Below are 16,158 nucleotides of genomic sequence, written 5' to 3' on the forward strand. Positions count from 1 at the left end.
AAGTGCCTGATCCAATGCCGAGAATATATTTAATTTACCCCTCGTTCAGTTGATAGAGCATACCACTAGTTTGATTTCGGCCATTTTTCTTTGCCTGATACAATTGCAGGTCAGTTTGACGCAGAAGTGCCGTTGACATACCGACGCTTTGATTTTCTTTGCAGCAAACCCCAAGGCTAATGCTGACAAAGGGGTAAACTGTGGAACCAGAATGTGGAATTTTTTGTTCAAGAATTTGCAGCCTGATAGTTTCTGCCATATCCATTGCTCCGGCTAACTCGGTGTCGGGGAGCAGACAAACAAATTCTTCACCACCATAGCGGGCCACCAAATCCGCAGGGCGTCGGAGAGTTTCTCGGATAACTTTTGCAATACTCCGTAAACAATCGTCCCCTGCCTGATGCCCATATAAATCATTATATTTTTTGAAAAAATCAACATCAATCATGATCATGCTAAGTGGAGTCTGGTTACGATTTGAGAGTTTCCACTCCAATTCTAACTGTTTATCAAAGTAACGCCGGTTATGTACTTCGGTTAATCCATCTAAATAAACTAGTTGGCGTAATAAGTCGGATTGAGCTTTAAGCAATAAGTGTGTTTTCACTCTAGCCCGAACGGTGTTCCTATTAATAGGTTTACTGATAAAATCTACGGCACCTTCGCTAAAGCAGCGAGTTTCGGTCTCTTCATCAATATGCGCAGTGACAAAGATAACAGGAATATCCTGAGTGTCTGGCGATGCCTTGAGTCTGGCACAAACCTCAAAACCATTCATACCGGGCATTTCAATATCCAGTAGAATCAAGTCTGGATGTTGACTAATACAGACGTCGAGTGCCTGTTTACCACTGGTGGCCATACACACATGATAATCGGAAGAGAATGCTTGATAGAGCATCTGAATATTTATCGGATGATCATCAACAATAAGGATCTTGGGCTTCCCCGTGCCGGGTAGATCTAAGGTCAAATCTTGCGAAAAAGAATGGATTATAGTCATATCTTCTTATCTCTCTGAGTAGGAAGATTAACCATCAAGGCTTGGCATAACTTGATAGCGTTGGCAAAATCTAGTTGGTTTACTGCATCATTAAGAGGAGATAATTGTCCATTAAGTTGCTTAGCAAAAGTCATCATCAATTTATTCATCAGCTCTAACGCAGCCATATCTGAGTTTTGTAATAACAGCATCAAACGATTCAGTTCCAACTCGATAGGTTTTATATCAACTGCCTCTGCCACAACATTACTAGTGTTATCTTTCGATAGCATTGGGATTAGTATCATTATCCCAGATTGTATAACGGATACTTTATTTCGCATCTCACTCAGTAATTGATTAATCGTATCTGCCGTAGGTATAGCGCCCTGGCTAAATAACTTCTCCCCCTGCCCCGCACTCAAAGAAAGGCCAGTGGCCCCCAGCTGTGCGGCAAGTCCTTTGATGGTATGTAGCAGACGAGATGCCGACAGATGGTCACCTTCAGTCAATAATGTCTCCAACTGGGTAGGGAAATTAGCCAAATCCTCACTAAGCAGCGATAACATTTTTTGGTACAGCGTAATATCGCCACCTAATCGATTAAGGGCGGTATCAACGTCAATTCCTGCCGTTGCCGCGACATTTTTTAATTCAGCAGATAACAAAACAGGAGTTATATGGCTAATCGTAGCGACAACATCAGTTTGCCCACTGTATTTCCGTATGATGTGTATTAGATTATTCAAGTCAAAGGGTTTACCAATATGGTCATTCATTCCAGCAGCAAGGCAGGCATCACGATCAGAGGCCATCGCATTAGCTGTCATGGCTATAATCGGTAAGTTTTTTAACCCAAGACTTTTTCGAATATATTTCGTCGCATTGTAGCCATCCATGACCGGCATTTGTAAATCCATCAATATCAGATCAAATGAAGACGGATGATGTTCTAATATCTCAATTGCCTCTTTGCCATGATTGGCAATACTGACCTCTGCTCCCTCATCCTCAAGTAACTCACGTGCTATTTGCTGGTTATTCAAGTTATCTTCAACAATTAATAGCCTTATACCAGACAGTCGGTGTAAAGATTCGGTTATTGCCGGTTTCGCAACATCAGGTTGTTTGCGTTCGCTTAATGCATCAATCACTGAATCCAACAACATTGATGCTGTGATCGGCTTAACCAAATAACCATCCAGTAATGCCTGCTCTTCTTCGCTGCGCTGTAATAACATTTCGCGATCATGGGCGGTTATCATGACAATCATAGGGCCGTTATCTACTGGCATCAGTTCACGCACACATTTACTGGTCTGCCAACCATCTAACCCCGGCATTTGCCAGTCAATAAAGAGCGCCCCGTAGGTAATACCACTATCATGCTGCTGTCTCATCAATTGCAATGCATCATTGCCACTGGTTGCGACATCAACGGTCCATTTTAGTGATTCCCCCATCTGTTTGATCAGGTCACAGGCTGTCGGATTATCATCAACAACCAAGACTCGTAAATTATTCAATGCCTGTGCTCTGTTTACCAAAGTGTTTGGTGTTTCATTATTAATAACCAGATTGGTATAAGAAGGTAGCGACAGCGTTATGGTGAAATGAAATAGGCTCCCTTTACCCGGTTCACTTTCTAAGGTGAGCGTCCCGCCCATCAGTGCAACAAAGCGCTGACTTATCACTAGCCCTAAGCCCGTGCCACCAAACCGGCGCGTTGTCGAGGCTTCTGCTTGTGTAAAACCACTAAAAATACTTTCTTGATTCTCTGGTGCAATGCCAATTCCGGTATCGCGCACCCCAAAATGCAACGTAACGTGATGGCTATCCTGTGTGATAACTTTGATGAAAAGCACCACCTCACCAAGTTCGGTGAACTTCAGCGCATTGCCCCCCAGATTGGTTAATATTTGCTGGAGTCGCATGCTATCGCCTTCAACAAACTGGGGTAGTGAAGGGTCAATATCAAATAAGACCTCAACCTTTTTAACCTTCAGATTGCTCGATAAGATAACCGCCAAATCACGCAACATCACACGAATATCAAACGGGATACATTCCAGTTCCATTTTACCGGATTCGATTTTGGAGAAGTCCAGGATATCGTTCAGCAAGCGCAGCAAGGTGCGCGTGGCGGCTTCACTTTTAACCGCATAATCAGCTTGTTTCCTATCAAGACCCGTCCTACGTAGCAATGTCAGCATGCCAAGGATGGCATTCATCGGGGTCCGTAGCTCATGACTCATATTGGCCAAAAATGCAGATTTGGCCTTATTGGCTTCTTCAGCAGCTTCTCTTGCTGTTTTCAGGATATTCTCGGCCTCGCGTTGTTGAGTAATATCCCGATTAATCCCCATCATCAACATTGCTTTGCCACTTTCATCCCGTTCAACCGTTCCAGTTGATTGAATAAAGTGAACTTCATTTCTCACCACAATACGGAAAACCTGACGATAGACACTTTCATTTTCTAACGCTGCTTTTATTGCACTTTTAACGTCGGGAATATCCTCTGGATACAAAAGGCTATACCAATACGCCAACGGGATATCGGCATTGTGTAACTCCTCAGGGATCCCATAGATATTATTCATCCGCTCATCGAAAGAAAGCGTACCTTCTGGAATGTTCCAGGTCCAAATACCTAACTCAGCAACATCCGCCGCTCTGACTAATTGATTTCGAGCAATAATCAGATTGGCTTGCTGATTTTTATTGGTTGTAATATCAACTTGAATGGAAATATATCGCTCAATCTGGCCAGTACTATTGTTAAACGGAGCAATCGTGGTATCGACCCAATATAAAGAGCCATCTTTAGCTTTATTACAGATTTCTCCACGCCACGAGATCCCATTAGCAATGTTATGCCACATCGATTGCCAAAAATCAGTCGAATGTGTATGAGAATCAACTAAGCGGTAAGTCTGCCCTATAAGTTCTTCGCGACTGTAACCACTGATAGTACAAAATGCGTCATTAACATCGGTGATTATCCCATCCCGGTCTGCAGTAGAGATAATACCGTGTAAATTAAGGGTGCTGAGTAAGGCATTATTTTCACGTAAGGCCGCTTCAAGACGTTGATAAGTCGCTTTACGTTCACTGATATCCGACTCAATCGCCATAAAGCCGATAAGTTCACTCTTATCGTTATAACGCGGTTGAATCTCCAGCTCAATCCAATATTCTTGCCCCGATTTAGCGCGATTGACTATTTCACCTTTAAATGGCTCTCCGGCATCTAACGCAATTTTCATCTCACTTGCTACGCCTTGGTCTGTATTACTACATTGCAGTAATTTCCCCGGCGACTTGCCGAAAGCCTCGGCTTGACTGTATCCGGTAATACGTTCAAAGCCCTCGTTAACCCAGACGATATTACGTTTTACATCGGTAATAACGACGGCGTTAGAGGTGTTCTTGGCCACTAAAGCCAGACGTTCAAGATCTGCGGTCATATTCCGCGCCAGCATCTCTGCCCGATTACGTCCACTGATTTGCTGGCGAATAAGTAAAGCCAATGCCGAACTTAGCAAAAGACCAAAAGCAAACACCAACCAAGGTGCATAACGTTCGGTTAGCGCTTCAAACACTGGTGTGCTGCTGATTCGCAGTGTCATTTTTCGACCAGGTAGTGGCAAGACGCTGGTATTGTGAAATATTCTGGCAGCTATGGCTTCATCATCATGCTCTTCGTCCGGTATGAAATTGGCGTATTTACTGCCATCTGCATCGAAGATCATCGTTCTATTAGATAAATCATTGAGACTATCAAACAATTCAACATCCACTCGCCCATTCATAAACTCGGGAATATCACGTAATAGATCAGCAATCACAATGGGTGAATAGAGTAGACCGACCAATGACGCCTGCCGTTCAGCAAGTGTCGTAGGATAGGTACCCGACTTATAAACCGGGACAAAAAGTAATGTGCCGGGAGTTTTAACATTAGACTGAACCAGATGAATAGTGCCAGAAAGAGTGGGTTTTCCGCTGTTTATTGCCAACAATGCGGCTTCTCGTCTGACCGACTCAGAGCCAATATCAAGCCCCTCTGCGCCTTGGTTTTTTTCTGCTGGTGCAATGTATTTAATAATATACAAATCATCATGCTGTTTATCCTGAAGTTGCCGCAAAGAAAACGTCGGCGCACCGTCAGCTCGGGTATCAGTAATAAACGCATTTAACTGGCTGCGCGACACCCGTTGAATAAAACCAAATCCCCTCACGCCAGGGAACTCCACCGGCAAATTACGCGAAGCAACATAAGCATTAAATTGCTCGCGGGTTAAATGACTGTTGGTAGCATAAACACCTCTTATCCCATTCAACCCATATATTGGCTGAGAGAAACGTCGCTCAACTTCTCCAGAAACCCTATCAACATTACGTTGAAAATCGATTTTTGCATTGGCTTCAATTTCGTTATAAAGCCACCATGCTCCCGCACCTGAAATAACCAGTCCAATAATGAAAATAACCAGTGGCAGTAAAATATTTTGTTGTAACTTAAATGAAAGCCAAGATGAGGACAATTGCTGCGTATGGGCATTGAATGGAGAAGGATTCATATAATATCTATACCCTTATAATCACTATTGGCTAAAGCATAGGATCACTCTGTAATTTAAGATAGTATTGGCCACAATCAAATCTAGCTTAAGTGTTCTCTGCTAATAATAAACAGTATTAGTTAGGGTTGAATGTAAATTTGTAGTTCATTGTGGCCTAATATCTCACCCTGTTCGTTAATAATGTCACTCATTACATTCATTGGTTGAACGCTACGAGGTATAACTTGCAATTCAATCACCTTTTGACCGCTATCCGCCATTAATTTTATGTTCCGCGATCCTTTAGATAAAATCATACCACTTTGCAATATTTTCCAATGTAATGATGCCTTTTGATAGTTGAACCAACGGTCGTTGATGGCCCATAAATCAATACGCCCTCTCTGCCCCTGCACCCAATTTTCTGTTTTCGGATCTATAGAGGGTAAAACGGGCTGATAAGCTCGCTGCAAAGCAAAATAACCCGGCTTAGGATGGCGGAGATAGTCCACCACGCCCCAGTTAATTGACGGCCAGTTTTCAGTAAACATAAAGTGAAATAATGCAGCAACGGGTTGATAACGTTGGCGTCGATAACTCTCTGCGGCGAGTTGGATTAAACTTGCCTGATACTGTTGGCTGTTCTTGATAAACGTATTGATATTTGGCCCGCGAGTCACTTTAGCTAATTCAAATGTCTCATGAGGTTGAAAGTTATGGTATGCCCAGATACGCCAGCCTTCATCTTGTTTATCCGCCGTTTTGGGCCACAGCTCAGCGTGCGGAATTATCGTTTTTAACGTTGCCAGGTCAGGTAAGGCTTGTGCGCCAAACTCGCTGATGATTGAGGTAGTTGCCGGTTTAAGATGATCACTTTTCTGCCCTGAGTACCACCCTTGCCAGTAGTGTTCAGCAGTGGACGAGTAAGCATGAGTGATCCGGCTATGGTCCTGACTGAGCACCTGCGCGACGCTCGCGGTTAACGCCCGGTTGATGTCAGGCCGCCAGTCTGAATAACGATATTGCATCCATGTGGCATCCCAGGGCGGTTCATTGTGCCCAGACCACAATACAATCGCTGGATGGCTGCCAAACTGCTGTGTCATATCCGCGGCCTGCCTGGCAGCCTCTCTGGCAAAAGAGGCTGAATCGTCATATCCCCATTGCAGTGGAAAATCTTGCCAGAGCAGTATCCCCATCTCATCAGCCAGGTCGTACAACGCCCGCCCAGCCACATGGGCATGTACTCGTATGGCGTTGATGTTCGCCAGCTGCATCATGAGCAAGTCATGGCGATAATCTGTCGGTGTCAGGCTTCCCAGCCACGGGCTACCAATATAGTTCGTCCCCCTTATGAATAGTCGCTTGCCATTGATTGACCAACTTTGCTGTTGGGGGTCTATCGCAATTCGCCGTAAGCCAGTGCGAACATGAGTCACATCCATCATGCCTAAACGGTCTGAGAAACTGACCTCCAGCCGATAAAGATTTTGTTTCCCATGACCAGACGGCCACCACAATGCGGGGTTATCAAGCAGAAAATTAGCGGTGAGAGTTTGTGCATTATGCTGACTGGCAACCAATGAAACACTTTTCTCCAGTTGATAAGATTGGCCGATAAAATTATCGGGTATCAGGCGTAGCAACATAACAACGGGGCGGTTGTGGTTAGCACGATAATCCAAACTCACCTTCAGAATCGGATGTGCAAGCCCCCGTGACCAGTCAGGCACGGCCAGTACATTGTCTATAACAGCGCCACGGCTGATATGTGACGTTACCGGAGCCCAGATACCGCCTGAATTAGCATCTTGTCCGTGATCCGACCACGCGCCACCGGGCCGAGTATCATGATGGTTGAACACGCCCTTAATCAGTTGCTTACGAAATGACCAAATTTTGCCCGGAGTCTCGTAAGGGCTATCTACACGCATAGCCAGCACATTATCTATTCGGGCTATATCGGTGATATCGATACTGAACCGCTGAAAATACCCCTTATGTTGCCCCGCTCGTTGACTGTTGAGCCAAATATCCGTTTGATAATCGACGCCATCGAATACCAAGGTCGCCATATCATCGGTATCTAAAACCGGTAATGTAAACCGGGTGCGATACCATAATACGCCTTGATGATCGACGCCCTCACTGTACCAATTAGCGGGCACTTTCAACTGTTGCCACTGGCTGTCATCCAGGGTGTCACTCCAGGCGTCAGAAGCTGGCGGATTGCCATCCCGTATTCGCCACTGACCGGACAAATCTAAAGTGGATGGCAACTGAGCAACAACAACCGACGAGATAAGTTGTAAAAGAAATCCCAAACTTAAAATAGAAGCCCTGCACCAGCAATTAATGTTCATTTCGATGCCGCCTGTCGACGGATGACTCTTTCTTGCGGCAGGCATAATTGTGGTCGTGAAAAAATATCACTCATGCGCACATCCAGATATCCCGCGGTAGAGTCGCTATTAATTAAACTCCCCGCCGCTTTATAGAGCAGCGTTTCCAATACCATAGCGTTTGTCGTCAGACTAATTGTTTTGTTATAGGCACCATTATTTTCATAACGCCCCTCATACCATCCGCGTTGTTCATCATACTGCATCTGAGTCAACTGCATTAATGCATCGGTATAAGGGCTATTCCACAAAACCCATAAGCCAAAAACTACACGGGTTGATACCAACGCCAGGTCAGGATGAAATTGCCCGTCTTCGCTAATCGTATTCCAATGATAACCGTTAGCGAACACCGTATCGTAAACGTGATATGGCGCAACTGAGGTGAAATAATCACTACGTGCCGTCAATATATGTTCTTTTTGCCACCGTATTTCTTGTACCCGATAGATATTATCTATCCGTTTTTTTTGCTGTTTAAATATTGGGGTGCTTTTTAATTCCATTACAGTAAGTAAATAAGGCAAGCTGACGACAATAGAGGGTACATAGGTTGTTCGAGCATCTCTGATATCAAAATCGATAGGTATGTCATAAATAAACGTGGTGTTATAGGGAAGATTAGCTGATATTCCTACAGGAAAACCCCACAGACCAAACGCACCAGCGGTATATTCGCTATAACCCAAAACGCCTTCGGGTTTGGCTATAAATCTGCCATTAACAGTCGCTGATTTCAGTAACTCACCATGACCATCAATAATCTGACAGAAATTCCATCGTAATAGGACCTTATCCAAATACTCAGCATATTCAGGATAAAAACGCACAACAACTTTCAAACCTATCATTAAGCGGCCGATATCTTGTGCAGACCACCCCAGTGGTTTTGGCTGGTGAGCATAATCAATCATCTGTCCGTTGGCGGTGTTGTAAAGCAGATTTGGCGTTTTTCCCTCCACCAAAGGTAAATGACTTATTGTTGCCAATAATAGTGTGAGGCGCTGATCAAACTCCTGACGATTGATCAACCCTAATTGGGCTGCTGCGGTTAATGTGACAAGTGTGTCGCCGATTTGCCAGAGATTAACAACCGGGTAATTATCCAAAGAATTAACCAACCCAGTACTCACTTGCGTATTATTAACAAAGTAACGCCAAGCTACTTTCGCCCACAATTGTTCATTATCAGATAGCACACCACTACGGGCAGAATAGGCAACAGAGCTGTGAGTAATACTGCTTGCCACAAACATACCGCCCGTAAATGCAGCACCCAGTAGCCCAGCACCAATAACCCAGGCAAAAGCGGCGGACTTCACTGTTTTGCGCATGATGATGTTGCCGCCGGTAATTTAAATAAATTATTACTGCTGCTTTCATCCTGACACTGAGCACACTGGCAGCTCTTACAATCTGGTGCTTTACGTATCGCAATGTCCGTTTGATCACAAAATGCGGCTAAACTCGGTGTTGCATCAATATACGGCCGATTCCTTTTACTGTTATTATCATCAAAAGCATTAATTAACTGCCGTTCCCACAACGAGGGAATATAATCTTTATGGCTAGGATCACCACTGGTGAAACGGAGTATTTTCCCTGTTTTTTTAAATAATAGCGCTTCTAACATGATGCCATTATTATTTGCCGTAAACTCTTTAATTGGCCCTTTACCATTTTCGTAGAGGCCCTCGTTAAAGCCGATATCCTTAACGTTAGCATTTTCTATTGCATCAAATAATCGGTCAGTGTACGGCGAATGCCATAATACCCACATGCCTAGCGCAGCTTTTAATGACACTGCCGCATTTTCAGGGACAAAAAAGCCCTGATCGGTAATTGTGTTCCAGTTATAGCCATCGGAAAAAACCGTGTCATAAACAAAGTAAGGGGCGTGGTCTAACTGATGCTCCGAACGCGCTGTCAGTATTCCCGTTTCACGATAGCGGTTTTCCTGTGCCTGATAGACGCGATTGGCGAAGTCTTTCATCCACGGATGGCTGTAGCTCGCTGCTTTATTAGCCCGATCATTACTGCGATCCCACCCCATCTCAAGGCCATGTAAGATATACGACTCGGTAACCACATAGTTGTGTTGATTCGTTTTGCGTGCATCCCTAGAGTCATAAGGGACTAATACACAATAAATTTTAGCCAAATCATAAGGTTCAGGGCGCGATGCCTGACAGGTAGAAAAACCCCAAAGTTGGAAACCACTGGCGGCGTATTCTTCATAACCCAGTCGCCCTTCCTGTACATACTGAGGCGTGTTATTTTTATCTAATATCGCACCATATAACGTACCGCAATCATCGACAACATGTGAAAAATCCCAACCTAAGACCACGTTATCAATGCTATTGGCATATTCAGGATAACGTTCTTTAATAATTTTCAGCCAAATTAACATACGGCCAGTATCAATAGCTGAAAATCCTATTTCACCGGATTTATTCATATAGTTAACTTTTTCAGCAGTTATGGTGTTGTAAGCTTTATTGGGTAATTGCCCTTGGAATAGTGAAATATTATTCAGTGTCTTTAAAAAAGGTAACATTCGGTGGTCAAACTCTTCCTTATTAATAATACCCAACTCGCGCGCCGACACCAGTGCCGCCAAATAAGATGCACTGTCCCACATTGTGGTCGAAGGATAATTATTAACTGCATTAACAAGCCCAGTTGTAGGTTGTAAATTATGGACAAAATATTGCCAGGCATTAACTGCAACCGCCATCTCTCTGGGCGTTAACTCACCGTGCCGCACAGGGTAGTTTTCAGACGCTAATTTATTGCCAGGTAATTCAGCAAAGGTATTAAAAGACGGTATGGCCAGGAGTATCAAAATCAAGCAGCCAGCCTTAACAATGAGACTTAACCTTATCAAAAATGACTGATTTCCCATCATAAAACCTTCCTACCTTAGTTGTTTATCTGTTGCGCCAACGGATTGCATCACCTGAGGACAGGCAGCACAAAGTAGTTTTCCACCCTTGATAAAAGCCAAACTTTCTAACACCACGCCATTGGTATTGGCATTTAGTGAAGTATTTATTTTATTGTTAACTTCATAAATTCCGCTATACCAACCTTTGTTCGAATCCATCAAGCTATTTAATTGATTCCGTGTCTGTTCACTATAAGGTGTGCGCCATAAGGCATACCAACTAAATGCCGATTTGGTTGATAACTGTCGTAACTGATTGACACTCTCACCTTTGTCCGTAATTACCGCCCAATCTTCATTAGCATAATGGAGTGTGCTATAAATAAAGAAAGGAGCTTGATCCACATGATCCTCACTGACAGAGGTATATATAGCAGTACGCTGAAAACGATTTTCCTGAGCCTTAAAAACCCGCCAGGCTAGTTCTGATGAATAAAGATCAAAACCCAACTCTAAGCCGGTCAAGATATAGGGTTCACTGACGATAAATGTATTTGCCCCCTCTTTTTGCGAGACACGATCATCATCTGGCACCAATATCCCTTCAACTTTAATAAATTGTAGATGTACAGTGTAATCAAGGGCTAAGCTAGCATTAATACCCACTAATTGCAGGATCCGTGCCGCATATTGCTCATACCCCATACGCCCTTCCTGATGCAATGAAATGAGCTGAGTTTTATCATCAACTACCGAACCTTGTAATTGATCATCGACCACTAGCGCATCTAATTGCCAACGTGAAATAACCTTATTGACCTCGACAGCATGCTGGGGATAACTCCAGACCAATATATTTAATGGCACCATCATTCGACTGATATCAATAGCCGACCAGCCTATACCTTTCGTACTGGGCTGATTAATATAATTAACCATAGATAGAGTCTGTGTATTATAGGCTTTATTAGGTAATTTACCTTCAAATAGTGGCAATTTAGCCAATGCACCTAATGCATTACTGATTCGGGTATCAAACTCATCTTGTTGAATAATACCAATTCGTTGCGCTGAAATCAGCGCCATAAAATAACTACTGGTATCCCACATTGTCGACGATGGGAATTTATCCACGGAATTCACTAAACCACTCGGCTGAGTATTATTAATAAAATATTGCCATGCAGCCTTAGCCCAAATTACTTCTTCGGAACTCAATGGTCGAGGAACTGGTGTTAATGGTCTGCCAATACTGGTGGTGATATGGACACGAGAATCTTCCATATCTTGAGAGTTCTTTTCGACATACAACACAATAGAAAATGCGATTAAAATACCGATCACCATCGCCAGATAACTTCTCGCCTTGAGGAGGTTATATTTGAATGACATCAAGCCCCCTCCTGTCCGGTGGATTCAGCATGCTCGGGTTGCCAAAATGCGGCTAAAACCATCGGCATCATGGCTGCAATATTTGCAGCTCCCCAAAAGATATTGATCACAAAACCTGAGGGATCTTTTATGTTCCCTACGGCTATCTGAATCGCCCCCCAAATCAACCCCAATAACGTCAGCCCAATAATGGCGAGCTGAGGTTTAACTAAGGATAAAAAATTGCCCTGTTGGCGTTCTTTGGGCGTCACATGAAACTTGATTTTCTCACCTCTTAGTACTGTATCAAGAGCTCGTAGATTCATGGAAAATAAAGCAAGAAAAGACGATTTCCCATCCCACGCTGATATACCCCAGGTGCCAAACATAAATGCTAATTCAGAGACAATCATGAAGGGCAAAAAATGCAAATAAAAAGGAGATGAGTAAGTCGAAACGGGGGGGATCCCCGTAAAAAGATAAATTAATGGGGCAATCAAGAATACCGTATTCCAGATACAGGCAAAATAGGACCAAAAAGTAGTTCCGTACATTAATTTTTGTATTGCACTGAGCTTAATCCTTTTACTAGTGAAAAGTCTGTCATGCAAGGCAATATCCATTGAACCAGCCGCATATTTAAATCTCTGGATCATCCAGGTCAACAAATCCTGCGGTGAAAGCATTTTTGATTCTATTTGCGGGTGCATGACAGATCGCCATTTACGGCCTGGATCACCATGTAAAACGATAGAAGTATAGATATCTTCTGAAACATGAAATTTATATGGCATCAGCTCGGTATCATGCACCACATGAGGTAACATGGCCTTAGCCAAGTCTACTTTGGTTTCTTTATCAGTTAGGTCGCCCGTATATTGCTCGATCTCATCTTCTATATTATCTACATAGCGACGCAGTGCAGCTTGCATAATAGCTTCACGACGATGAATTGATGCGGCGCCACAACAAAAAGCCGCATTAGCCCAATTACGTCGGCGTAAAATAACATCGTAAAACATTTGCGGATCATTAAAAAAGGGATCATGCCCCACAGTAAGCGGGCCAACCAATTTTTCAATCCCTTTACCAACAAAATAACCTGCTGAACCTAATTTTTTCTTTGCCCATTCAGGTAATCGCTTGCCCTGTGGTAAATCATAAAACCACTGAGGAGTCTGGACCCAGGCAACATCAACATCACGAAAATAACCCAAAGTATGAGTCAATATTGTGGGGAAAACTCGGGTATCTGCATCACAGATAATAATAAAGTCACCGTCCGTCATATCCAGCCCGTGGCGGAGATTACCTGCTTTGTAACCGATATTATTTTCCCGACTTAAGTAATTAACCCCCTCTTCTTTTGCAACAACCTCCATTTCGCTTCGTTTACCATCATCTAATACATGAATGCGATAATCCAAGGAGAAGGGATAAGTTACGGCGAGTGCATCCCGAATCGATAAACGCACTAATTCGACATCTTCATTATAGGTGGCAATAAACAAATCAACTTTTATCTGACGCCTTTCTTGCATCTCTTCCGCGGCTATACAGTCATCGATTGTTTCAGGTACTGGGAGTACAGGAATATCTCTGACTTTCCAGAGGTTGATAGTGAATAAAACAGAACCAATATAGGCTAGTGTTTCAGCCATTACCAAAGGGATGGAATACCAAAGCGCATCGTAATTCAGTGAATTCATCCAGCGCCAGCGGATATAATTTGCCCCCAAGATAAGCGCTGCAACCGCCAGACTTTGCCATAAAAACTCAGTAGCCCAATGAGTTTTGAGTGGTGATGGTGGTTTCCTGTTTTCAAACGAAGAGAAATAAAAAGCCATTATCACAACCTCAGTCAATCCATGAAGATAAGTGAGATAAATCAGCCCATTTTAAGGGGGAGTTCGAAGAGCATTATTTTATGAATAAACATAATTTTTACGCCTACTCTTCTATTTTCTTTATCAGCGATAGATAATTGATGCCCTCTTCCACTTTATAACTGATGTCATCAACGGCATTAAACATCATCATCAATCCCATCCCATTTTCTGGCCAAGAATCCGGCGCTGACAACTCAGGAATATGAGACAACCCACTTTTATTTTGCAAAAATTTTGTAGGTATAGGCTTTCCTTTATCTTGTAAGGTCACAGCTAGTTGATTATTGCCATAATGCATCACAATAGTAATATCTTGGGTGGCATCATAGTTAACACCATGCTTTACAATATTGATAAATGCTTCATTTAATGCAAGTTCCATAGCATAACTGCTAGATGAATCAATCTTTAAGGGTTGAATAAATTGTAGTAACTTTTCATGTAAAACATTCAGGCTAGACAAGGAAGCAGGCAAACATATTCTCATTAACCAGCCCTGTGAGTCACGCTGGTGATAACTCATATCAACGTATCTTTATGTAGGAATTCATCGAACAAAGATTTCTCTGCCATAATAATATCTTTACGCCGTTTATCATCAATGAGCCAGTTTAAACCCGCCTCAGATAAATCAATGGACATACCGTCTGGTGAGATAACTTTCCCAGCAAAAATCATCTGTTGATGCAAATGCGCAATACCCCCGACCCGGGTATAATCAGCAATAAAACTCTGATCGATAACAGCTCCCTGCTCTAATAAACACCCCGCACCAATAATTGTAGGCCCTTTAATCGTTACGCCAGACTGTATTTCTGTACTACTACCAATATAGACTGGCCCTTCAATATCTAAGGTCGAAAAGTCGGCTTTAACATTAAGTCCACACCAGATTTGAGGTGCAATTTTAATTCCCGGCATGGGATAGTCGGGTAAATCTTGATTAAGGATCATGCGATTTACACGCCAAAAATCTTGTAGAGACCCAATATCAACCCATTGGAAGGGCAAGGCAATACCGTAGAAAGGAACACCTAATTCAGCAAGTTTGGGGAACAACTGACTACCAATGTCGTATTCAACGCCATCAGGAATATAATCGAATATTTCTGGCTCAAAAACATAGATTCCGGTATTGGCATTGTTTGATAATGCATCCTCGGTTTTAGGTTTTTCTTGAAACTTACTAACTCTACCCTGCTCATCAGTAACAACAATACCGTATTTGTTTACCTGATCTGCTGAGACTGGGCGCATCACCAAGGTTGCCACACTTTTTCTGGCTCGATGGAAAGCCAATACCTTATCGAAATCTACATCAATTAATGCATCACCACAGACAACGACAAAAGTTTCATCAAAAAAACCTGAGAAATTTTGGATGTGTTTCATTCCACCCGCTGACCCCAGAACATTGTCAACAAAAGTATTACCCTCCATAATACCTTCGTAGGAGTAACCTATTTCTACTCCCCAGGCATGGCCATCACGAAAATAATTCTCGATGTCCACAGATAGATAGCTGGTATTCACCATTAACTGATTAAAACCATATTTTCTTAAATGCTCAATAATCGATTCCATAATAGGTTTTCGAATCAATGGAATCATTGGCTTTGGCAGTATGGTGGTCAGTGGTCTGGCTCTGGTTCCTTTCCCTGCAGCAAGGATCATGGCTTTCATAAATAGGTATTCCTTACAAATTAAGGTGCTACGGAATGCATCTGCTGTAATGTATCGGGTTGATTAGCACCGATAGTAAATATCCTATCCATCCGGGTTAATTTGAACATTCCGTGGATATTATTATTCAGTGAGCAAATAGCCAGTTCACCTTTCCCATTTAAGGTCTTCAACAACGAAACCAGAGCACCTAAACAACTACTGTCGATGAAATCTACCCGACTAAAATCCAATAAAATATTTTTGGCTCCCTGAGCGATCATTGCTTGTATATCTTCCTTAAATTTCAGGGAAACTGATGCATCGAGTCGCCTGATCAAGGGGGTTATCACCAATACATTGTCAATTGTCTGAGTTTCAAAGTTCATTTTTT

General features: G+C 42.9%; 10 protein-coding genes. All 10 read right to left on the bottom strand.

What is annotated here, in order from left to right; genetic code table 11:
- Positions 1-34: 34 nt before the first annotated feature.
- Positions 35-1,003, bottom strand: coding sequence for a diguanylate cyclase response regulator (locus A6J66_008070; protein ID PNM24155.1), 969 nt, complete (start codon positions 1,001-1,003; stop codon positions 35-37).
- Complete coding sequence (locus A6J66_008075) at positions 1,000-5,568, bottom strand: PAS domain S-box protein (GenBank protein ID PNM24156.1); 4,569 nt, start codon at positions 5,566-5,568, stop codon at positions 1,000-1,002. The genes A6J66_008070 and A6J66_008075 overlap by 4 nt, the downstream gene beginning before the upstream one ends.
- A gap of 122 nt (positions 5,569-5,690) precedes the next feature.
- Entirely contained in the window at positions 5,691-7,874 is a 2,184-nt protein-coding gene (locus A6J66_008080; protein PNM26934.1) for a glycoside hydrolase family 2, read from the bottom strand.
- Between the two features lie 35 nt (positions 7,875-7,909).
- Complete coding sequence (locus tag A6J66_008085) at positions 7,910-9,286, bottom strand: DUF3131 domain-containing protein (protein ID PNM24157.1); 1,377 nt, start codon at positions 9,284-9,286, stop codon at positions 7,910-7,912.
- Positions 9,271-10,785: a hypothetical protein gene (locus A6J66_008090; GenBank protein PNM26935.1), complete on the bottom strand. Its 1,515-nt coding sequence runs from the start codon at positions 10,783-10,785 to the stop codon at positions 9,271-9,273. The genes A6J66_008085 and A6J66_008090 overlap by 16 nt, the downstream gene beginning before the upstream one ends.
- An 87-nt stretch (positions 10,786-10,872) precedes the next feature.
- Positions 10,873-12,189, bottom strand: a complete 1,317-nt coding sequence (locus A6J66_008095; protein PNM26936.1) for a DUF3131 domain-containing protein — start codon at positions 12,187-12,189, stop codon at positions 10,873-10,875.
- A 44-nt stretch (positions 12,190-12,233) separates the two neighbouring features.
- On the bottom strand, positions 12,234-14,060 hold the full coding sequence (locus A6J66_008100; protein ID PNM24158.1) for a cellulose synthase: 1,827 nt from the start codon (positions 14,058-14,060) through the stop codon (positions 12,234-12,236).
- 103 nt (positions 14,061-14,163) lie between these two features.
- A complete protein-coding gene (locus tag A6J66_008105) occupies positions 14,164-14,589 on the bottom strand; it encodes an ATP-binding protein (GenBank protein PNM26937.1) in 426 nt (141 codons plus the stop codon).
- Between the two features lie 32 nt (positions 14,590-14,621).
- Complete coding sequence (locus tag A6J66_008110) at positions 14,622-15,785, bottom strand: mannose-1-phosphate guanyltransferase (GenBank protein ID PNM24159.1); 1,164 nt, start codon at positions 15,783-15,785, stop codon at positions 14,622-14,624.
- A 20-nt stretch (positions 15,786-15,805) separates the two neighbouring features.
- Complete coding sequence (locus A6J66_008115) at positions 15,806-16,153, bottom strand: anti-sigma factor antagonist (protein ID PNM24160.1); 348 nt, start codon at positions 16,151-16,153, stop codon at positions 15,806-15,808.
- Positions 16,154-16,158 lie beyond the last annotated feature (5 nt).

Origin of the sequence: Yersinia enterocolitica (assembly GCA_002082245.2) — a bacterium.
GTDB lineage: Bacteria > Pseudomonadota > Gammaproteobacteria > Enterobacterales > Enterobacteriaceae > Yersinia > Yersinia enterocolitica_E.

What these genes read in the sequence shown, in the direction of transcription:
- A6J66_008085 (PNM24157.1), bottom strand. Translation starts at nt 9,286, where the DNA reads ATGCGCAAAACAGTGAAGTCCGCCGCTTTTGCCTGGGTTATTGGTGCT.
- A6J66_008075 (PNM24156.1), bottom strand. Translation starts at nt 5,568, where the DNA reads ATGAATCCTTCTCCATTCAATGCCCATACGCAGCAATTGTCCTCATCT.
- A6J66_008110 (PNM24159.1), bottom strand. Translation starts at nt 15,785, where the DNA reads ATGAAAGCCATGATCCTTGCTGCAGGGAAAGGAACCAGAGCCAGACCA.
- A6J66_008070 (PNM24155.1), bottom strand. Translation starts at nt 1,003, where the DNA reads ATGACTATAATCCATTCTTTTTCGCAAGATTTGACCTTAGATCTACCC.
- A6J66_008095 (PNM26936.1), bottom strand. Translation starts at nt 12,189, where the DNA reads ATGGTGATCGGTATTTTAATCGCATTTTCTATTGTGTTGTATGTCGAA.
- A6J66_008105 (PNM26937.1), bottom strand. Translation starts at nt 14,589, where the DNA reads ATGAGAATATGTTTGCCTGCTTCCTTGTCTAGCCTGAATGTTTTACAT.
- A6J66_008100 (PNM24158.1), bottom strand. Translation starts at nt 14,060, where the DNA reads ATGGCTTTTTATTTCTCTTCGTTTGAAAACAGGAAACCACCATCACCA.
- A6J66_008115 (PNM24160.1), bottom strand. Translation starts at nt 16,153, where the DNA reads ATGAACTTTGAAACTCAGACAATTGACAATGTATTGGTGATAACCCCC.